This window comes from Mangrovibacter sp. MFB070 (assembly GCF_000705335.1).
GTDB classification, from domain to species: Bacteria; Pseudomonadota; Gammaproteobacteria; order Enterobacterales; family Enterobacteriaceae; genus Mangrovibacter; species Mangrovibacter plantisponsor.
Genome location: NZ_JJMI01000023.1, coordinates 1 through 17,562, shown reverse-complemented (window position 1 = coordinate 17,562; position 17,562 = coordinate 1). Strand labels below are relative to the sequence as shown.

At 52.1% G+C, this 17,562-nt stretch carries 16 protein-coding genes and 1 pseudogene; 8 read left to right on the top strand and 9 right to left on the bottom strand.

Annotated features, from left to right (window positions below; translation table 11 throughout):
* Nucleotides 1-358 precede the first annotated feature (358 nt).
* Nucleotides 359-910 (bottom strand): flavodoxin family protein, encoded by a 552-nt coding sequence (locus DT73_RS12040; protein ID WP_036108877.1) that lies wholly within the window; start codon nucleotides 908-910, stop codon nucleotides 359-361.
* A 190-nt stretch (nucleotides 911-1,100) separates the two neighbouring features.
* Nucleotides 1,101-2,687: a hypothetical protein gene (locus DT73_RS26200; RefSeq protein WP_036108874.1), complete on the bottom strand. Its 1,587-nt coding sequence runs from the start codon at nucleotides 2,685-2,687 to the stop codon at nucleotides 1,101-1,103.
* Between the two features lie 477 nt (nucleotides 2,688-3,164).
* On the opposite strand from DT73_RS26200, the gene DT73_RS12030 reads away from it, so the two are divergent.
* Genes DT73_RS12030 through DT73_RS12010 form a run of 5 tightly spaced genes read left to right on the top strand, consistent with a single transcriptional unit; the run spans nucleotide 3,165 to nucleotide 9,230 of the window.
* Nucleotides 3,165-3,992 carry an oligogalacturonate-specific porin KdgM family protein gene (locus DT73_RS12030; RefSeq protein WP_036108871.1) on the top strand — a complete coding sequence of 276 codons (828 nt, stop codon included), beginning with the start codon at nucleotides 3,165-3,167 and terminating at the stop codon, nucleotides 3,990-3,992.
* Between the two features lie 26 nt (nucleotides 3,993-4,018).
* Nucleotides 4,019-4,768 (top strand): oligogalacturonate-specific porin KdgM family protein, encoded by a 750-nt coding sequence (locus tag DT73_RS12025; RefSeq protein WP_051691360.1) that lies wholly within the window; start codon nucleotides 4,019-4,021, stop codon nucleotides 4,766-4,768.
* A 44-nt stretch (nucleotides 4,769-4,812) separates the two neighbouring features.
* On the top strand, nucleotides 4,813-6,402 hold the full coding sequence (locus DT73_RS12020; protein WP_036108869.1) for an SGNH/GDSL hydrolase family protein: 1,590 nt from the start codon (nucleotides 4,813-4,815) through the stop codon (nucleotides 6,400-6,402).
* Between the two features lie 54 nt (nucleotides 6,403-6,456).
* Nucleotides 6,457-7,506: a pectinesterase family protein gene (locus tag DT73_RS12015; RefSeq protein ID WP_235234493.1), complete on the top strand. Its 1,050-nt coding sequence runs from the start codon at nucleotides 6,457-6,459 to the stop codon at nucleotides 7,504-7,506.
* Between the two features lie 20 nt (nucleotides 7,507-7,526).
* Nucleotides 7,527-9,230: a pectate lyase gene (locus DT73_RS12010; RefSeq protein ID WP_036108867.1), complete on the top strand. Its 1,704-nt coding sequence runs from the start codon at nucleotides 7,527-7,529 to the stop codon at nucleotides 9,228-9,230.
* A 281-nt stretch (nucleotides 9,231-9,511) separates the two neighbouring features.
* On the opposite strand, the gene DT73_RS12005 is transcribed toward DT73_RS12010, so the two are convergent.
* The 5 genes from DT73_RS12005 to DT73_RS11980 all read right to left on the bottom strand — a co-directional run bounded on the left by DT73_RS12005 (nucleotide 9,512) and on the right by DT73_RS11980 (nucleotide 13,213).
* On the bottom strand, nucleotides 9,512-9,799 hold the full coding sequence (locus DT73_RS12005; protein WP_036108865.1) for a hypothetical protein: 288 nt from the start codon (nucleotides 9,797-9,799) through the stop codon (nucleotides 9,512-9,514).
* Between the two features lies 1 nt (nucleotide 9,800).
* Nucleotides 9,801-10,292 carry a type VI secretion system tube protein TssD gene (locus DT73_RS12000; RefSeq protein WP_036108863.1) on the bottom strand — a complete coding sequence of 164 codons (492 nt, stop codon included), beginning with the start codon at nucleotides 10,290-10,292 and terminating at the stop codon, nucleotides 9,801-9,803.
* A 248-nt stretch (nucleotides 10,293-10,540) separates the two neighbouring features.
* Nucleotides 10,541-11,062 carry a DUF2778 domain-containing protein gene (locus DT73_RS11990; protein WP_036108859.1) on the bottom strand — a complete coding sequence of 174 codons (522 nt, stop codon included), beginning with the start codon at nucleotides 11,060-11,062 and terminating at the stop codon, nucleotides 10,541-10,543.
* Nucleotides 11,063-11,548: 486 nt separating this feature from the next.
* Entirely contained in the window at nucleotides 11,549-12,358 is an 810-nt protein-coding gene (locus DT73_RS11985) for a C40 family peptidase (protein WP_235234492.1), read from the bottom strand.
* Between the two features lie 36 nt (nucleotides 12,359-12,394).
* Nucleotides 12,395-13,213 carry an OmpA family protein gene (locus tag DT73_RS11980; protein ID WP_235234490.1) on the bottom strand — a complete coding sequence of 273 codons (819 nt, stop codon included), beginning with the start codon at nucleotides 13,211-13,213 and terminating at the stop codon, nucleotides 12,395-12,397.
* Here DT73_RS11980 and DT73_RS11975 point away from each other — a divergent pair.
* Nucleotides 13,149-14,855, top strand: a pseudogene (locus tag DT73_RS11975) (flagellar biosynthesis protein FlhA); the annotation flags it as partial. The gene DT73_RS11980 and the pseudogene DT73_RS11975 sit on opposite strands and share 65 nt — an antisense overlap.
* Nucleotides 14,856-15,097: 242 nt before the next feature.
* On the opposite strand, the gene DT73_RS11970 reads toward DT73_RS11975, so the two are convergent.
* Nucleotides 15,098-15,310, bottom strand: a complete 213-nt coding sequence (locus tag DT73_RS11970; protein ID WP_036108852.1) for a DUF1471 domain-containing protein — start codon at nucleotides 15,308-15,310, stop codon at nucleotides 15,098-15,100.
* A gap of 1,153 nt (nucleotides 15,311-16,463) precedes the next feature.
* Between DT73_RS11970 and DT73_RS11965 the strand changes: the two genes are divergently transcribed.
* Both DT73_RS11965 and DT73_RS11960 read left to right on the top strand, forming a co-directional pair.
* Nucleotides 16,464-16,667, top strand: coding sequence for a type II toxin-antitoxin system HicA family toxin (locus DT73_RS11965; RefSeq protein WP_036108850.1), 204 nt, complete (start codon nucleotides 16,464-16,466; stop codon nucleotides 16,665-16,667).
* A 2-nt stretch (nucleotides 16,668-16,669) separates the two neighbouring features.
* The gene (locus tag DT73_RS11960; RefSeq protein ID WP_051691358.1) at nucleotides 16,670-17,140 is read left to right on the top strand and encodes a type II toxin-antitoxin system HicB family antitoxin; all 471 of its coding nucleotides are present in this window, start codon (nucleotides 16,670-16,672) and stop codon (nucleotides 17,138-17,140) included.
* 165 nt (nucleotides 17,141-17,305) lie between these two features.
* Here DT73_RS11960 and DT73_RS26760 read toward each other — a convergent pair.
* Nucleotides 17,306-17,562 (bottom strand): hypothetical protein (locus DT73_RS26760; RefSeq protein WP_036108849.1); only part of this gene is annotated, 257 nt, incomplete at its 5' end.

The following is a 17,562-nucleotide window of genomic DNA, read 5'->3' as shown; positions in this document are numbered from 1 at the left end:
TGCCTGCAGGACGCAGGCAGAGCGACGGGAGGCAGGAAGCCGACTCGGAGCGGTACCCGAACAGGCCGCCGGGGTAAGCCGAATGTCCGCGAAGCGGCGATTTTGCCGGCCACAAAAGGGGGTGCAGGGGGCCAGTGCCCCCTGCGGGCGCCGGGCGCTGGTGGTGAGAGAAAGCAGTGTGGTTACCACGGCGCGCAATTTGCTCAGTGCTGGCAGAGCGGGGTCAGTTCACCCTGGCTGGTGCGATTGTTCCGTTCACTTTAGCAATGTTGTAAGTGCAACTGTGGAGACTGTATCCAAATACGTAACCCCCCGGCATCAGGTAACTGCACCAGAGGATTACGTCAGGTGATGAGGCTTATTTCAGGCGTGCAGTGATAGAAGCAACACGGGCACCGTACAGGCGAACGGTTTCCAGGTCGCCAGCAGGGATTTTATCGGCACCGGCATCAGAAGGAGACTGTACCAGAGGGCCTGCGGAGCCACCCAGGTTGTTCACGTCATCACGGGTAGATGCCAGGGTATTTGCCGGCATCTGGCCCAGGCTTACCCAAATCCCGCCATGTTGTGCTGCAAGAGTCTGCAGGGCAATCATGGTGACTTGTTTGTCGCCATTCAGGCTGGCGCTGTTAGTGAAACCACCGAAAACTTTATCCTGCCAGGCGCGAGTGAACCAGGCTTTGGAGCTGGCATCGGCGAATTTCTTAAACTGCCACGGGGCTGAACCCATATAGGTCGGCGCACCAAAAATAATGGCGTCGGCAGCCTGCAACGTGTCCCATGCAGCTTCAGGAATATTACCTTCCTGGTCAATCTCGATAAGTTCCGCCTGAGCACCTTCGGCAACGTTTTCAGCTACCAGTTTGGTGTGGCCGTAGCCAGAATAATAAACCACTGCAACTTTAGTCATGGTCTCTCCTGTGATGAGGATGGTGAATACTTTGCTAAAGGGATATAACGCAGTAACAAACAGAATACAAACCCGCTTTTATCCGTGCTTTACCAGGCCCGGATACTTACCTCAACACCCGTATCAGAGCGGGTGCTGGCTGGCACACAGCCAGGCGGCCCTGTGCCCGTCAGAAAAACAGCACAAAATGTTATGCAGTGGATAATGTTGCCAGTTGCTCACTAATACGCAGCCGCAGTTCATCGTCTGGCTCAACACGTAATAAATGCTCCAGCCGCCAGCGTGTGTCTTCCGGTAATGACCAGGCTTCAAGCACTTGCAACGCCACACTGCGGTTATGAATCAGCGGGCTGTATAGCCCTGCATCCACCAGTGACCACCCCACTCCCGGGAAACGTTGCAACCCATATAAGATCCCATCCAGAACATGGTGATCATGCCAGCCGGTGCCGATCCCGGCCTCAAGCGAAGGGCCGCTGGCGATCTGCGCCAGGTTCAGCTGCTGTTCTGCCAGCGCCTGAACCATGCTGGCCCGCTCCCTGGCGTGAGTTTGCAGCAAGGTATACCAGTGGCTTTCATCCGGAAAACGACTCTGGCGTTCATACACTTTGGGCCAGGGGTCTTCCCCACGGCACTGGCTTGCCTGTACCGCCAGGTAAAAACGCGACCAGTCTGGCTGCTCAAATTCTTCACTAATACACTCTGCCCAGCCGGGGTTAGCCAGAACATCTACGGCCAGATGGCGTAAATCCAGCCAGCGCGGCGCGTTGTCGGTATCTTCCTCTGCCTGGTGTGCAGCCCAGTTGGCAATAGCACTGGCACACAGATAATAGTGCAAATTGGCAGGCGGCAGGGTGTGTATTCGCTGCAACCAGCGAGTGCACAGCAAGTCATTATCGTCATAATTGCGCATATCACGGGCGGGGCCGCCAGCAATCAAAGCCTGAATAATACCCGCCGCACCCAATAGCAGTGCTTCGTCCTGTTCTTCCTGCAATGCCCGGGGTAAATCCCCCCCGCTGGCACAATGCCAGGCGGTATATTCATTCATGACGGTATTGTTATAACCAGCACGCAGCAGCCAGTGGCGAACCTCATCGGGTAATGGAGTGGGTAAGCGCTCAATCAGGTGAATGCGCCCCCAGCCTTCTGCCTGCCGGGCCAGTGAAAACCATACCTGAGCGTACTCTTCCTGGCTTACCATGGCGCGCAATGCAACAACAGAGTAGAGCGTAAATTCATCATGTGCGCCCAGAGTGGTCAGAATAGAGACACTCCGTTCACCTGGGAAAAACATCAGCAACGCCATTGCGACTTTCACCACATTGCGATCTGGCGCTTGTGTTGCCAGCCACTCAGCAAGCCAGCGCAGGCGTTCGGCGGAGATAGTTCGGGTGTTGGCGATTTCTTGCAGCAGCGCATCGATATAGCTCAGTGGATAGCCTTCATTCAGCAAACGGTACAGGCTCTGCACCGCCGCCTCGTCGGAGGGCACAGCCAGCACCGCCTGGAGTGCATGAATAACCAGGCCGACTTTCTGGCGCACATCGTCCGGCTGCCCGGTATGCCATGCCAGCGTGCCGTCCAGTGCGCCAGGTGCCCAGCGCAAACTCTCATCTTCAGCGGGCGGCTCATCGGGCAATGCCATCTCTTCGCGGTGCAGGCTACGTTGCCAGGTGCCCATCCAGTGGTAAATCGCTTCCCGCTCCGGGGCCCAGCTCTTCGTAAACCGGGGCGGTTTATTCTTGCCTGTCAGTTTATCGAACCAGGTACGCATGGAGCCTCCTTCATGGGCCGGGTAGTTGGCATACAGTTAAGTATATATCGGCATTCTGTGGCACTTCCTCAGTCTTCATCTGCCAGATGTGAGTGGCAGACAGTAAATATTCCGCTTATGGCAGGTTCTCATTATAAGAAAAATGACTAAAAAAATTCCGATTGTTATTTAATGTTGAGCATGGTCACAAATATAGAAACAAAAATGAAATATCGTAAATTTTAAATTAAAACGATGTTTCTTTTGATGCATCATACGCAGGTCAAAAATCGTAAAGAGGTTTCTGAAGCCCTGACTAATCACCCATGGTCAAAATAACAAGATCTCGCTGCCTTCTGGTTCTTTTACCGGGCGAGTTTATTATTAACTGTGCCATTTGTTATGCACAGCATGAGTCATATAACTATAAAATTACCTCTGGGATTTATGATATTTCTGGTGCGCAAGCACCCTTTCCGACAATATAAAGAGGATGTCATGAAAGGTTGTATCATAAATAAGCTCACAATCGGTATTATGATTGGCTGTATTCCCTGTTCACTACTGGCTGCTGATGGCAGAACAACTTTCCAGTATGAACATAAATTTAAAACAACAGACCGGCGCCATCACGATACGTTAAAACTTATCCACAAAACGCCCGAGTTATGGCATTTCGAAGTTAAGTTTGGTACCTCTGCGGGTAGTAGCCGTAATTATGATGTCGCTTATGATGATATGCAGGGTGGTTCTGGTGGGCTGGTTCTCCAGAAAGACTTCAGGCTATTGGAACGTCGGGCCACACTGACACCATCAATGGAGTTTTCCTTTGGAAATACCTCGTTGACTTATCAACCAGGCACCAGGCTAAGTTATTCTATTAACAAGGAATGGTCAGTCTATGGGCGTTACCGTTACGAGCTGAAAAAGCTGACGCGTGATTACCGTTACAACACCATCAGTAAGTCCGATAAATACGGGCACGCCGGTGAAGTCTACCGTTCTCGCTCTGATACTGGCCGCCATCGTCTGGACAGTGGGGTGAGTTACTCGGGTATCCCGCATCTGCAACTGAGTTATGTGTTTAACTACTTTATTGGCGATAACATTAATGATTCATGGAGTTATAAAAATGGTGTATTCACAGCCAATCAGTATGCCGTTTATAACGGGAAAAAGACGGATACCGAACAGCAGTTCAAAATTGCGGTAAGATATTTCAAACAGTTCCGCCCCTATCTTGAAGTCGATGACGTTACAGTTTCTGGTAATTCAAAATCGCGCCAGCAACAGTACAAAATCGGGTTTAATTATTTATTCGACTGATTATATTCATGTATAGGGAATTAATAATGAAAAAAATCATTACTCTGGGGCTGTCTGGTCTGTTCTTTTTGCCCTCTCTTACTTCAGCATCCGAAACCTACTTTTTTTACGAGCACAGTTATGCAACTGAAAACCGGATTCATAGTGACAACTTTGGCCTGTTGCATGAACAAGGAGATGCCTGGTACAAAATAAAAATCGATTTTTATGGGAAAAATAAAGACACCGCATTTGATGAGGTGGTTTCTAATTCCTATTCATTTTTTTCTGGTTACCACTTCCATTTAAATAATCTCCTGACACTCAGCCCCAGTATGCAGGCCCGTTTTTACTCCGGGGGAACCAGTGGGCAAGGCACACCAGGTGAGATGGGCGACAGCCAGACCGCGGGTGCCCGCTATACCCCGGGGCTGATGCTGAGCTGGCAGGCGGCTGATCCGTTGTCGTTATACACCCAATACCGTTACGACTACCGCAAACTCGCACGCGGCCGGGCCGCAAAAGGGGAGCAACTCAACCGCCATCGCCACCGTTACGAAGTGGGTACCGAGTACCACCTGCTGGAAAACCTGGCGCTACGTTACAAGGCCTTCTGGCACAAAGCTGACTATGTCCTGGCTGATAACAAAAAACATGATTATCAGCAGGATATATACGTTGACTGGCAAGTAAACCCGGCATGGCAACTGAATATTGGTGCACAGGATGTGGCAAAAAGCGCTCAGGAAGACGGGCGCGAGGCACTTCTGAAAACCGGGGTTACTTACACCTTCTGACTCACCTGCGGGTGTTCGCACCCGCTATTAACAGGAAAGAGAGTATGAAAGCGCGTCAATTTTTACTCTGTGCCGGGTTATGCGGCACGGCATTATCAGCCACCGCAGCACCGGTGCTGGAAGGGATGGTGATAGCTGAGCAGCCTTTTCGTTCGGTTACCGTCAGTGTCACGGACAGCAAAGGGCTGCAACGTACCGCAGTCACGGATAATGAAGGCCGCTACCAACTGGACGTTCAGGGGCTAAGCGCCCCTCTACGGCTTTCCGCGATGAACACGCACCCCTGGGAGGGTGTCACCAGCCAGGATTGCCTGCACAATGACCAGCCGCGGGCGCGCTGCATGGCATCGCTGCTCCCTGAGCTGGATGCCAGCCGAACCAATATTGCCAATATCACACCGTTTACTGACCGTATGGTGTCGGAAATTGCCACAGCAAACGGGTATACCGGCCCGCAACAATGGATTATGGCGAAAGGGATCACCATCGACACCACACAACTGGCGGCACCTTTAGCACGTTTTCAGGCCGGAATGCATGATGCACTGGAGCAAGTGGGGTTAGTACCACTGCACACAAACCCGGTCACGTTACCGATGCAACCGGGCGATGGTATGAGCCAACTTCTGGCAGTCATCAACCATAACCGCGGTTATGACAATAACAGTGGTGAAGCTGCGGGCACAATTCTCACAGATATCAGTTTCCGCCCACTGGTGGGCCTGCAAAATGCCGGGCCCTATGAACCCTTTGATTATGCACGTGCTGTGAAGGAAAGAATGGCCATACTGGCGGCAAAAACCCGGGTATTGATTGTCAGTGACTCAACAGCCGCTACTTATGAAGTCAGCCGCCTGCCGCGTATGGGCTGGGGCCAGGTCTTTGAGCAACAATTTGCGCCAGATAGTGGTGTGGTGGTGCTCAATGGTGCCCGTGCCGGGCGTTCCAGCCGGGATTTTTATAATGAAGGTTGGTACCAACAAATGGCGCGTTTTATGCGCGCTGGCGACTATGTGCTGATTGCTCACGGGCATAACGACCAGAACTGCAACAGCAGCAAACCACTGCGCGGCGCAGCCGATGTCAAAAACTTGTGTACCTACCCCAATAACAGCAAGGGAGAACGCCAGTTCCCGGCGGGGCATCCTGAGATGTCTTACCAAACCTCTCTTGAGCGTTATATCAAACTGGCTCGGGCGCAGGGCGCACACCCGGTACTGCTTACCTCAACCGCCAGGGTGAAAAACGCCCGGGGGAAAACGGCCTTTGTAAACGGTGATACCCAACCTGTGGTCAGCAGCCATCACACCCCGGCAAAACCGGGCTACCTGTTCAGTGGCGACTATATTGCCAGTGTGCGTAAAACTGCGGCAGATAACGCCGTGCCTCTGCTTGACCTGGAAGCGGCAACCATCGCGCTGGCGAACCAGCACCCTCAGGACTGGCAGACATACTGGCTGGCAGTTGACCCTGCACGTTACCCCTGGTACCAGACACAAACCAGCGGCACGCTGGCAAACCCGGACACTACCCACTTCCAGCAAAAAGGCGCAGAAACCATTGCTGCCCTGGTCGCCGGGCTGGTTCGGGAAAACCCACAGTTGAAATCTCTCGCTGCGCAATTACAACCCTGAGAATGGAGGAGTGAATTAATGACACGTTCATTTTTGCCTGTCACCTGTTTTGCGATGGCGATGATGGCAAGTAGTGCGGCTCATGCCAGCACCTGGGATGCCATTGTGTCTTCCACCGCTGGCAAAAACCATTACAGCTCTCTCCAGGCGGCGTTAGAAGCAGCACCGGAGCAGGGTGAGCCCTGGCGTATTTTGATTAAAAACGGAACCTGGCATGAGCGGCTGGTAATCACTAAGCCAGTCACGCTGGTGGGCGAATCCCGGGAGCGCACGATTATCGAAGCCAACACCCCAGCTGGCGCGCTGGATGCCGAAGGGAAAAAACTGGGGACGTTCCGCACCAGCACTGTTGAAGTGGCAGCTTCAGGCGTGACACTGGAAAACCTGACAGTGCGTAACAGCTTTGATTTCCCGGCAAACAGTGCCTTACCGGAGGGCGACCCCAACAAACTGAAAGACACCCAGGCGGTGGCATTAATGGTTGATGAAAATGTTGACCAGGCACGGTTTCGCAAGGTGCGTCTGGAAGGTTACCAGGACACGTTCTACAGCAAAAATGGCAGCCGCAGCTATTTTACTGACTGTGAAATTAGCGGCCATGTGGACTTCATTTTTGGCGGCGGTATTGCGGTGTTTGACCGCTGTACCATTATTGCCCGCAACCGTAGTGATATCGCCCCACCGCTGGGGTATATCACGGCACCCAGCACACCCCAGGATGCCCATTTCGGCCTGGTGTTTCTCAACAGCCGCCTGACCAAAGAGCCCGGTGTTCCGGCTGGCAGTTTTGCGCTGGGGCGGCCCTGGCACCCTACCACTACCTTTGATGACGGGCGCTACGCTGACCCAAATGCAATTGGCACCGTCGCGTTTATTCACTGCGACATCGATGACCATATCTATGGCTGGGACAAAATGTCCGGCAAAGATAAACAGGGTGACAAGATCTGGTTTTACCCACAAGACAGCCGGTTCTATGAAGTGGACAACACCGGGCCGGGAGCCGGGCATGGTGGCGAACATTACCAGCTATCGCCCGATGACGCCGCCCATTATGACCTGCACGATATTTTCACTGGCTGGAGTGATGCACTTTTGCATTAACAGAGCACAAGGAAACCGCAATGACAAAATTATCTTTGATTGCGCTGTGTTGCGCAGGTTTTTTGGCAGCCGGGGCTCATGCTTCTGCGCGCATTGATGTGGTAAAGCAGTACGCAGATACAGTGCTGGATAAAGCAGCCGATCACTACCATGGTGACACCCCCTCGCCTTTGCTGGCCGATGGCGTAGACCCGCGAACCGGCCAGCAACTGGAGTGGATATTCCCCGATGGGCGCCATGCTGTGTTATCCAACTTTTCAGCCCAGCAAAACTTTATGCGGGTACTGGTGGGGTTAACGCAGCTCACCGGCGACCCACGCTATGCTGAACGCGCGCAAACCCTGGTGCGTTACTATTTTGACCATTACCAGGACAAAAGCGGCCTGCTTTTCTGGGGTGGGCACCGCTTTGTAGACTTAAAAACCCTGCAACCCGAAGGGCCGAGCGAGAAAGAGTTGGTGCATGAACTCAAGAATGCCTACCCCTTTTATTCGCTAATGTTTCAGGTAGATAAACCCGCAACAGTTCGGTTTATTCATGCTTTCTGGAATGCCCATGTGTACGACTGGAAAACGCTCGAAACCAGCCGCCATGGTGAGTACGGTAAAGCCATGGGGAAATTATGGCGCAATGATTTCACCCAACAACCGCCGTTTTTCTCCACCAAAGGGCTCAGTTTTTTAAATGCCGGTAATGACCTTATTTATTCAGCCTCCTTGCTTGCCAAATATAACCAGGAGCCAGAAGCGCTGACCTGGGCACTACGCCTGGCGCAGCAATATGTGTTACCGCGCGATAAGCAAACCGGCCTTGGGGTTTACCAGTTTACTCAGCCGTTGAAACGGGCGGAAACCACCGATGACAGCGACACCCATTCCAAATATGGCGACCGCGCCCAGCGCCAGTTTGGCCCGGAGTTTGGGCCGGATGCCCTTGAAGGCAATATGCTGCTTAAAGGGCGAACCAGTACCCTCTATTCTGAAAACGCCCTGATGCAACTCCAACTGGCGGCAGACCTGGGAACGCCAGGCGACACATTAAAAACCTGGACGATGGACGGGCTGAAGGCGTTTGCCAAATACGCGTATGACGCGCGCAACAATACCTTCCGGCCGATGCTGGCTAATGGCACGGATTTGTCTGGCTACACACTCCCGCGGGATGGCTATTACGGCAAAAAAGGCACCGTGCTGAAACCCTACCCGGCTGGCAGTGAGTTTCTCCTCTCTTATGCACGCGCCTACGCGGTAGAGCACAACCCGGACTTGTGGGCCGTTGCCCGGGGGATTGCAAAGGCAAGGGGCCTTGGCGATATTGGCGTGGTATCCGGGAAAGCAAAATTAGACCTGAATACCCGCAATCGTGACCCATACGCAATTTTTGCCCTGATTGATTTGTGGCGTGCAACCCAGGACAAACAATACCTGGCTGTGGCTGAAAAAGTTGCGGATAACATTATTGCCCACAACCTGCATCACGGTTTCTTTATGGACAGCCCTGATTTGCAATATGCCAGTATCGACAATATCGACCCTTACGCCATTCTGGCGCTGGAGGCCGCTCTGCAGAATAAACCTGATGCCGTCGCGCCATTTATTAATGGAGCCGGGTTTACTGAAGGCGCTTACCGGATGCCAGATGGCAGCGCCCGGGTTTCAACAAGGGATGATGAGTTGTTCCGCCTGAAAATTGGCGGGCAATTACTACCGAACGGGAAAAAGTAACCGTAACAACGGTGATGATATCCCCGGGTGACGTCAGGCTGGTGATTCCAGGCGTTACTCTCTTTATCACACGGAATGTGGTGATGGGCGTGAGCGGGTTGCTCACGCTTTTTTTCTGTTTATAACAGGACTGATTCTTTGTTTGATAACCCGGCGTGCACCCAGGTACACACCAACATGGTCTGCCGCATTGGGCGTTTTGATACTGAAAAACACCAGGTCACTGCACTGTGTCGTGTTGGCAAGTGGGGCATGCTGGTGGAATTTCTCCACCAGCGAGCTTATGGACGTAAGAAAGGCAGATATCCAGACAGACGGAAAGTTAGCCAGGATGCCAGCATGGTCGCTGGCAGGCTGATGAGAAAAGCGATTAACTCCCATGCATCGTAATAACCTTCAATGCCTTGCCTAAAATTAAGCGAGCCTTGCACCCAATCGATCCACGTTTCGGGAATCATCGCTTCTACTACGCCTGAAAAAATGAAGCTGGCGAAGAAGAAAGCAATCAGCACAAGAATGGCGCGACAGGTATACCTGATTACAGCCAATAACTTCGATGTGGAATTCATCTTACGCAGTCGGACGCTCGTTCCATGCATCGGTGTACATGATATTGCCGTCAACAATCCGCCATGTGATCTTCTCGTACTGCAGGCTGACGCTTTCAACGTGGTTAATCTTGTCGTTGGCTGACAGCTTCACATTAGGAACGCTACAGTTAACGCCAGTCACCTTCACATTCTCCATTAGTACCGTGTAATAGAGGGCCTCCTGGCCTGCATCATTGATGTGATAGAACCCGATCTCTGCGCTCTTAAGGGTTTGGCCGGTTGCAGCAGCTTGGTACAAATACGGAGTAGAACTATCCACCTCTTTTTCAATCCGCATGGATGAGTGCTGGCGGGTACCGGTTATTTTGCCGTTAGCATTGTCTACCGGGAGGTTTATGCCGTGGCTCAGGCCGATGATCTCAATACTGCCATCACGGTCTTGCACGTCCACGGAGCCTTTAATATCTGCGCCGCCATCGTCTTTAAGCCACATATATGGAGGGATTGGCATTTCACTTTTTCCTTATTTTGGTTATTAACTTCATTGTTACGATGTAGATGACAGTCGTAATTGAAATGACAGTGAGAAAATCAATGTAAAACATGAGATCCCAGAAATTATCTGCTCCGATATCTCCAGGGCCATAAATGGCCCTCCCAAGCTGATGAACAAAATCGATGCTAACCCAATTTTCGGGAGGGCCTAAAGTTCGCCCTACAGCGATTGATGACGCTATGAAAAAGACTGTTTTTGCCACTCTACGGACAAGTGTTATTAAAACCGCCATCGACAACCTCAACCCAGCCTCGCGCCATAAGAGAGCGCATACATGGCACCTGTATGAGAGGGGTATTCATAAGGGCGTTGTGAATCATGGCAAAGTCAGACTCATGAGCGATTGTTATACAACCTTCAGAAACTCGGCCGGGGTGCAACCGGAAATTGCCTCTTTTTACACCTTCAACCCAGGTATGATCATCAATACCCCAGTCATCTTTCCATAAAGCAAACCAGTCAGATTTACCAAACTGTTTGATACCTAAGCTACGCCGCGTTGCGTCCTTAATTTCCAGGCTCTTTTGAGAGAGCCAGTTACCTTCAAGGCGATCAACAATCCAGTACTTGCCTAAAGGCAATGGGCCATCCTTAGGGATCGAACCGCAGTTAGCATTATTGCGATATGCACCACGGCCAGAGTGTGCCATAAACACGCCCACACCGTAGAGGTTGAAGGGTGCATAATCGGCCTCGTTGAGGATTAACGATCCTTGTAATGCCATATACAACCAGCTCCTTCGTGCCAGCCAGGCTGCTCGTAATGCAGCCTGAAATTGATTAGTAAAGAGCTATATTAGTAGCGAAATTTAGCTTAAGAACCGTGCGTTTAATCAATGTAATTAGCAGGTTAGGCGTTTTCACGGTGATTTGTTTATCAATTATTGAGGAAGGCGCTGTGTACGGGATGATTGAAATCATTCATCTAATGCTTTTCTAACATATTTCCTTATTGTTTTTTAAGGGTTGTTAGCCTTTCAGGAAAGAACACCATCAGTACGGATAACTCATGGGCGTGAGCGGGTTGCTCACGCTTCAGATTGATGAAAAAGAAGGAAAAAACGTGGTTTTTCCTTCTTTTTAGTTAGCAGCCGAAAATCAATAAATTGATTTTCCTGGTTTTTTATTGGGTGACATCCTCTCGTTCTGTGCGGACATAAGGTTTGTCATCAGACTCGGGCGTGAGCGGGTTGCTCACGCTTTTTTTCTGTTTATAACAAAACTGATTCTTTGATAACCCGGCGTGCACCCAGGTATTTCGCTTTCCAGAAGTCATTATTTAATTCGCTGATACGAATATTTTTCCCGGTACGCGGCGCTTCAATAAACTGCCCATCTCCCAGGTAAACACCAACATGGTCTGCCGCATTGGGCGTTTTGATACTGAAAAACACCAGGTCACCTTTGCGCAGTTGCTGGCGGTGGATATTACTGAGCTGCCGGTCCTGATACATGGCATTTGCAGTACGGGGTAATTTACGGCTCAGGAGCGGATTAAAGGCGTACCACACCAGGCCACTGCAATCAAAACCGCTTTCGGGTGAGTGCCCGCCCCAAACATAGGGCTTCCCCAGTTGCGCTTTCAGGCGGTTCACCACATGGTGGATGGTGTGCTGTTCACGCAGTGAATGTGCCTGCCGCCCGGCAGACCAGCGTGGGTCTTCAACAAGCGGAGCCGCATGATGTTGCCCCGGCAGCCAGGTGGCATACATCGCCAGTAATTCCCGGTTCTTTGCCCGCTCAACAGGTTGATTCGCTGCATGTTGCTGCCGCTGGCCGGGGGTTGGCGGTACTTTTGTGGGGTTCGCCTGGCGCTTTGCCAGCAGAATTTCCCGGTTACGCTGGCGCGCCAGTACTGCATCGTCAGCAAGCCCGGGAGTGCTGTTGGTAGCACTACGTGCGCTGTGTTGTTTGCGCCGCTCTTCATTGCCTGTCGCCATTGCATCCAGTGGCAGGAACAGCAGGCTGGTCAGTAATAATGAAGCCGGTACTGGCAGGTGTTTTGTGACGCTCCGTGTCATAAACAGGATTCTCTCCTTTTCACTGTGGCGGCCAGGTTATTCCGTGGCCAGGCTGATGTTCTCAATAATGGGGCGCACAACGTTTTGCCCGTGGTGGCCGAAAAACTGGTACAGCGCTTCGCTCGCTGAATGCGTCAGTACCATAATTTCAATGCGCCGGTTCGCAGCATGGTGCGGGTCTTCAGGGTGAAACAGCATTTGGTCGGCCATGCCACTGACTTGCACAATGCGCTGTTCATTCAGCCCGGCATCAGTCAGTACCTGGCGCGCCTGTAGCGCCCGGTCACCAGAGAGGTTCCAGTTGTTATAACGCTGCTGGTCACGATAGCGGGTGGCATCGGTATGGCCGGTTATCATGATCTTGTGCTCAATGGTGTTCAGTGCCGGGGCAAACTCGCCTAACAACCGCTGAAAAAACGGTGCCAGAATTGCGCTACTGCGCTGGAACATTTCCCGCTGCTGGTCATCGGTTATCAGAATGCGCAGCCCCTGGGGTACGATTTCAATATGCAGGTTAGACTGGGCGTTATACACCGAGGTGATTTGTGCAATTAAACGCGCCAGCTCTTCAATTTCCCGTTGTGAGCGCGCTTCCCGCGCCTGGGGCGTTTCTGGCTCCGGGGCAGGAGCCGTGGTGGCCCGGGCTACAGGCAAAGGGCTCCCGGCTGGGTCGAACAACGGCAGTGTATTGCTGCCCGCGGGCGTGTCGCGGGAAGAAAAAATATCGAACAGCGTGTCGGTATAAAACATAGCAACAATCTCATGCCGCTCTTCCTCGGTAGACGCCCCCATAATCAACTTTGTGGTGGTGACCAAAGGGGCCGAACGTATATCTGAAGTTTCTGCACGCTTCACACTGGATGCCCTGCCCGGTAAACAGATGGCAATTGACGCCGACCTGAACGCCGGGCTGATTGACCAGCAACAGGCCCGTACCCGCCGCCAGGAAGTGGGCAAAGAAGCAGATTTCTACGGCGCAATGGACGGTGCGTCCAAATTCGTGCGCGGGGATGCCATTGCCGGGATCATGGTTCTGGTCATCAACGTCATTGGTGGGGTGAGCATCGGGATTTTTCAGCACGACCTCAGTGCCTCCATGGCGTTTCGCCAGTATGTGCTGCTGACCATTGGTGACGGGCTGGTTGCACAAATCCCTTCGTTACTGCTGGCGACTTCTGCCGCCATTATTGTCACCCGGGTCAGTGAAGGGAATGATGTCAGCCACGAGGTGAAAAGCCAGTTGCTGGCCAACCCGAAGGTGCTCTACACCGCGGCGTTTGTCATGTTTATCCTGGCAGTGGTGCCGGGTATGCCACACATCGCGTTTCTGAGTTTTACCGCCCTGTTGTTATTTGCCGCCTGGCGGCAGGGGCGGCGCATCACGCCAGCGGACAGCGAAGCAGATATGGCTGAAGTGCAGTCAGCACTGGCACCCGATACCGCACCAGATGTGAGTTGGGAAACAATTCCAGTGGTTGAGCCTATAGGCCTGAACCTGGGGTATAAGCTGGTTTCTTTGATTGATTCCAGTGGTACCAGCCCACTGAGCCAGCGTATTCGTGGTGTGTGCCAGGTGGTCTCTGAACAGAGCGGGGTGTTGCTGCCAGAGATTCGCATTCGGGAAAATTTTCGCCTGAAACCAGCGCAATATGCGGTGTACATCAATGGGGTGCATGCCGGGACAGGTGAGGTACACGCGGATAAGTTGATGGCGATACCCGGCGCGGACCTGTATGGCGAGATTGATGGTGTGTTGGATACTGACCCGGCTTATGGCATGGCAGTGGTGTGGATTACCCAGGAGCAGAAAGCGCAGGCGCTGCAGTTGGGCTACCAGGTGGTGGATTGCGCAAGTGTTGTCGCCACCCATGTTAACAAACTGGCGCGTGAGCATTTACCTGCCCTGTTCAATTACGATGACATCACTCACCTGAATTCACGCCTTGCGAATCTTGCGCCTAAACTGGCCGAGGACCTGGCTCAGGCGCTTAATTATTCGTTGTTGTTACGAGTGTACCGCCAGTTATTACTTGAGCAGGTTTCCCTGAAAGATATTGTCAGTATTGCTGCCACCTTGCTGGAAAGTACCGCTCTGACAAAAGACCCGCTGTTGCTTACATCCGATGTGCGTTATGCGTTGCGCCGCGCGCTGATAAGCCAGATTAACGGTGAGCGCCCGGGGTTATCCGCATGGACGCTGGATAATGCACTGGAAACCATGTTGCTGAATGCCCTGAACCAGGCACAGCTGGGGGGCAAAGTCGCACTGGATAGTTTCCCGGTCGACCCCAATATTTTGTCTCAGTTGCAGCAAACCCTGCCCATGGTGCAGGAGCAGATGAAAGCAAAACGCCTGCCGCCTGTGCTACTGGTGGCACCACAATTACGCCCGGTGATAGCCCGTTACGCACGGTTGTTTGCCTCTGGTCTGCATGTGCTTTCTTATAACGAAGTGCCCGATGAGTGTGAGCTGGCGATTGTGGGTAACCTGACCTGATGGCGAAAAGGCATTGCGCTGGTTGGGGTGGTGTTACGGGCAAAAAAAAGAGCGACATCGGTGTCGCTCTGAAGGTACATCAGGGATAAAACGGACAGGAATGAGAGAGTAGTTCATTTCCTTACATTATCTGCTGCCGGTTCGCAGTGGGCAGCGGGTAATGCGTCAAACAATAGGGTCAAACAATAAAGGCAATAATCTGGCAATCATCAGGTAGCGGACGAATCCGCTACCTCAATAGCTTACTTGTTCAGTTCAGCGGTCATGTGAACGTGGTCGCCGTTGAAGGCTTCAATGATTTTGTAAGAATCAGCGCCCTGCTGTTTAGCCTGAGCTGCGATTTTCGCTTCAGCGCCGTCAAGGGTGCTGGCAGTTGCGCTAACAGTCTGCGCAAAGCTTGCGAAAGAAATCATAGAAAGAGCGGCAACAGCAGCAAGAGTTTTAATACTTTTCATGGTCATATTCCTTAAATTTGGTCTTTATGGTGGAAGGCTGTATGCCTTCGATGGGGTGTATAATAAGGCTGCTAATTATTTTGTAAGTGACAAAAAGTGCGATCTAAATCACGTTTTTATTACTCATTGATTACACAAAAGAAAAAATGACAAAAAAATAGGTGATCTCTGAGATATGGAAGATGATCGAGCACAATTCGCTAAATTGCAGTGTATTACACTGCTTTTTTGGTATTAAACCGGGATAAACCACGAAACCGTTTGCGTGCTGCTTGTTGCAATGATGTTAACAAAAATAATCCCCTTTACCAGTTCACTGGTGGTGAAGCCACATGAGTCACATCACTTGAAGTGAGCGGAACAATCGCACCAGCCAGGGTGAACTAGCCCCGTTCTGCCAGTACTGAGCAAATTGCGCGCCGTATCAGCCACACTGATTTTTCTCACCCACTGCGCCCGGCGCCCGCAGGGGGCACTGGCCCCCTGCACCCCCTTCTGTGGCCGGCAAAATCGCCGCTTCGCGGACATTCGGCTTACCCTGGCGGCCTGTAATATCTCAGCAAGAATCAAAGAAAGCAGACAACGCACAAATCCAACAGCCACACCTGACAACACAAAAAACCCCGCTACTTGCAGCGAGGCCTGTTCGCGTAAGACCGGTGAACCGCAGAAAGGAAGACAAGGTTATTCCGCCCGGATGGCGGAATAAGGCGAACCGAGGCAGGGATGCCGAGTCGAGCCGGCCGCAGGCTGACTGCCCGGAGGTGAACGCAGTGCGCAGCACCGGTCGCCCGCGAAAACGGGGATTGCAAAGGGGGCGAGCCCCCTTTAGCCCGTTCACTGGCTGTGAAGCCGCATTAACCTCATCACTTTAAGTGAACGGAATTTTCACACCAGCCCGGGTGAACGGAAACAACCACACTGCAAGTGAACGGAACGTTCACCACACTGACACAGTGCAAAGTGAACGCCCCCCACACCCCAGGCTAACAAACCCAATCTGCGCACCTCCCCGCAGAACCCCCACATTCCCACTTGTTCCACAAACTTGTTGAAACACGATTAACCCTTCCCGGGTTTTACTCCACTATCACACAGCTTTCTGTTTACTGTGTGTATATGTGTGTATAATCATCAAAGGCACGGAGAAAGGATGAAATCTGCTGACCTGATCAAGGCACTGATAGCCGCAGGCTGTATCCTCCGGCGGCATAATGGGGGTAGCCACCAAATATGGTGGTCTCCTGTAACAGGAAAAACATTCCCTGTACCACACTCCAAAAAGGACTTACCCCCTGGCACTGTCAGGGCAATTCTCAAAATGGCCGGGATACCCTCCCAAAATCACTGGAGATAAGTATGTTTTTCTCTGTTGGTGTCGAAACACCAGAAAACACGCATACCGCATTTGGTATTAGTGTTCCCGCCTTCGACAAAATGGGTTACTGCTGTGTCTCTGCAGCAGACGAACAAGCAGAAATTCCGGTAATGGCCCGGGAGGCTATTCTGGCAATTGTCGAAGACATCATCATCAACGCATCACACTCTGTTGAAGATATAACGGACGCAGGGTACAGGGCATACGCAGCGCAACCTGATTATGCACATTGTGACTCCTGGTTCATGATAGATATTGACCTGTCGGTATTTGAAGGCAAACAGCGGCGGGTAAATATCACCCTGCCGGATATACTCATTAAGCGTATCGATAGCTACATTGAGGGCAAGCGAACAATGTATAAAGACAGAAGCCACTTTCTGGCTGTCGCAGCCCGCAGCGAGTTAGCAGACAACAGTAAACCGCACGTACAAGTAGATAAAGAACAGTAACGCACCACGCAAAGTGAACGGAACAGTCACCACTGTAACAGTAATCTGCCAGCACAGAGCCAGTTGCGCGCCGTGTCAGCCACACTGCCTTTACTCACCTGCTGCGCCCGTCGCTCTGCCTGCGTCCTGCAGGCAGCCCCGGCCCGCCAGGCACGCCTCAACGATTTAGAGGCCACACTCCACACCCGCCTGTAATATCTCAGCAAAAATCAAAGAAAACAGACAAAGCACAAATCCCCCAGCCACACCATACAGCACAAAAAAAACCCTTCTTGCAGCGAGGCCTGTTCGCGTAAGACCGGTGAACCGCAGAAAGGAAGACAAGGTTATTCCGCCCGGACGGCGGAATAAGGCGAACCGAGGCATGGATGCCGAGTCGAGCCGGCCGCAGGCTGACTGCCCGGAGGTGAACGCAGTGCGCA

Coding starts and splice junctions, on each gene's coding strand:
- DT73_RS26200 (WP_036108874.1), bottom strand. CDS start 2,687: ATGCGTACCTGGTTCGATAAACTGACAGGCAAGAATAAACCGCCCCGG.
- DT73_RS11965 (WP_036108850.1), top strand. CDS start 16,464: ATGAAATCTGCTGACCTGATCAAGGCACTGATAGCCGCAGGCTGTATC.
- DT73_RS12020 (WP_036108869.1), top strand. CDS start 4,813: ATGAAAGCGCGTCAATTTTTACTCTGTGCCGGGTTATGCGGCACGGCA.
- DT73_RS12040 (WP_036108877.1), bottom strand. CDS start 910: ATGACTAAAGTTGCAGTGGTTTATTATTCTGGCTACGGCCACACCAAA.
- DT73_RS12025 (WP_051691360.1), top strand. CDS start 4,019: ATGAAAAAAATCATTACTCTGGGGCTGTCTGGTCTGTTCTTTTTGCCC.
- DT73_RS11960 (WP_051691358.1), top strand. CDS start 16,670: ATGTTTTTCTCTGTTGGTGTCGAAACACCAGAAAACACGCATACCGCA.
- DT73_RS12010 (WP_036108867.1), top strand. CDS start 7,527: ATGACAAAATTATCTTTGATTGCGCTGTGTTGCGCAGGTTTTTTGGCA.
- DT73_RS12005 (WP_036108865.1), bottom strand. CDS start 9,799: ATGAATTCCACATCGAAGTTATTGGCTGTAATCAGGTATACCTGTCGC.
- DT73_RS11970 (WP_036108852.1), bottom strand. CDS start 15,310: ATGAAAAGTATTAAAACTCTTGCTGCTGTTGCCGCTCTTTCTATGATT.
- DT73_RS12000 (WP_036108863.1), bottom strand. CDS start 10,292: ATGCCAATCCCTCCATATATGTGGCTTAAAGACGATGGCGGCGCAGAT.
- DT73_RS12015 (WP_235234493.1), top strand. CDS start 6,457: ATGGCGATGATGGCAAGTAGTGCGGCTCATGCCAGCACCTGGGATGCC.
- DT73_RS11985 (WP_235234492.1), bottom strand. CDS start 12,358: ATGACACGGAGCGTCACAAAACACCTGCCAGTACCGGCTTCATTATTA.
- DT73_RS11990 (WP_036108859.1), bottom strand. CDS start 11,062: ATGGCATTACAAGGATCGTTAATCCTCAACGAGGCCGATTATGCACCC.
- DT73_RS12030 (WP_036108871.1), top strand. CDS start 3,165: ATGAAAGGTTGTATCATAAATAAGCTCACAATCGGTATTATGATTGGC.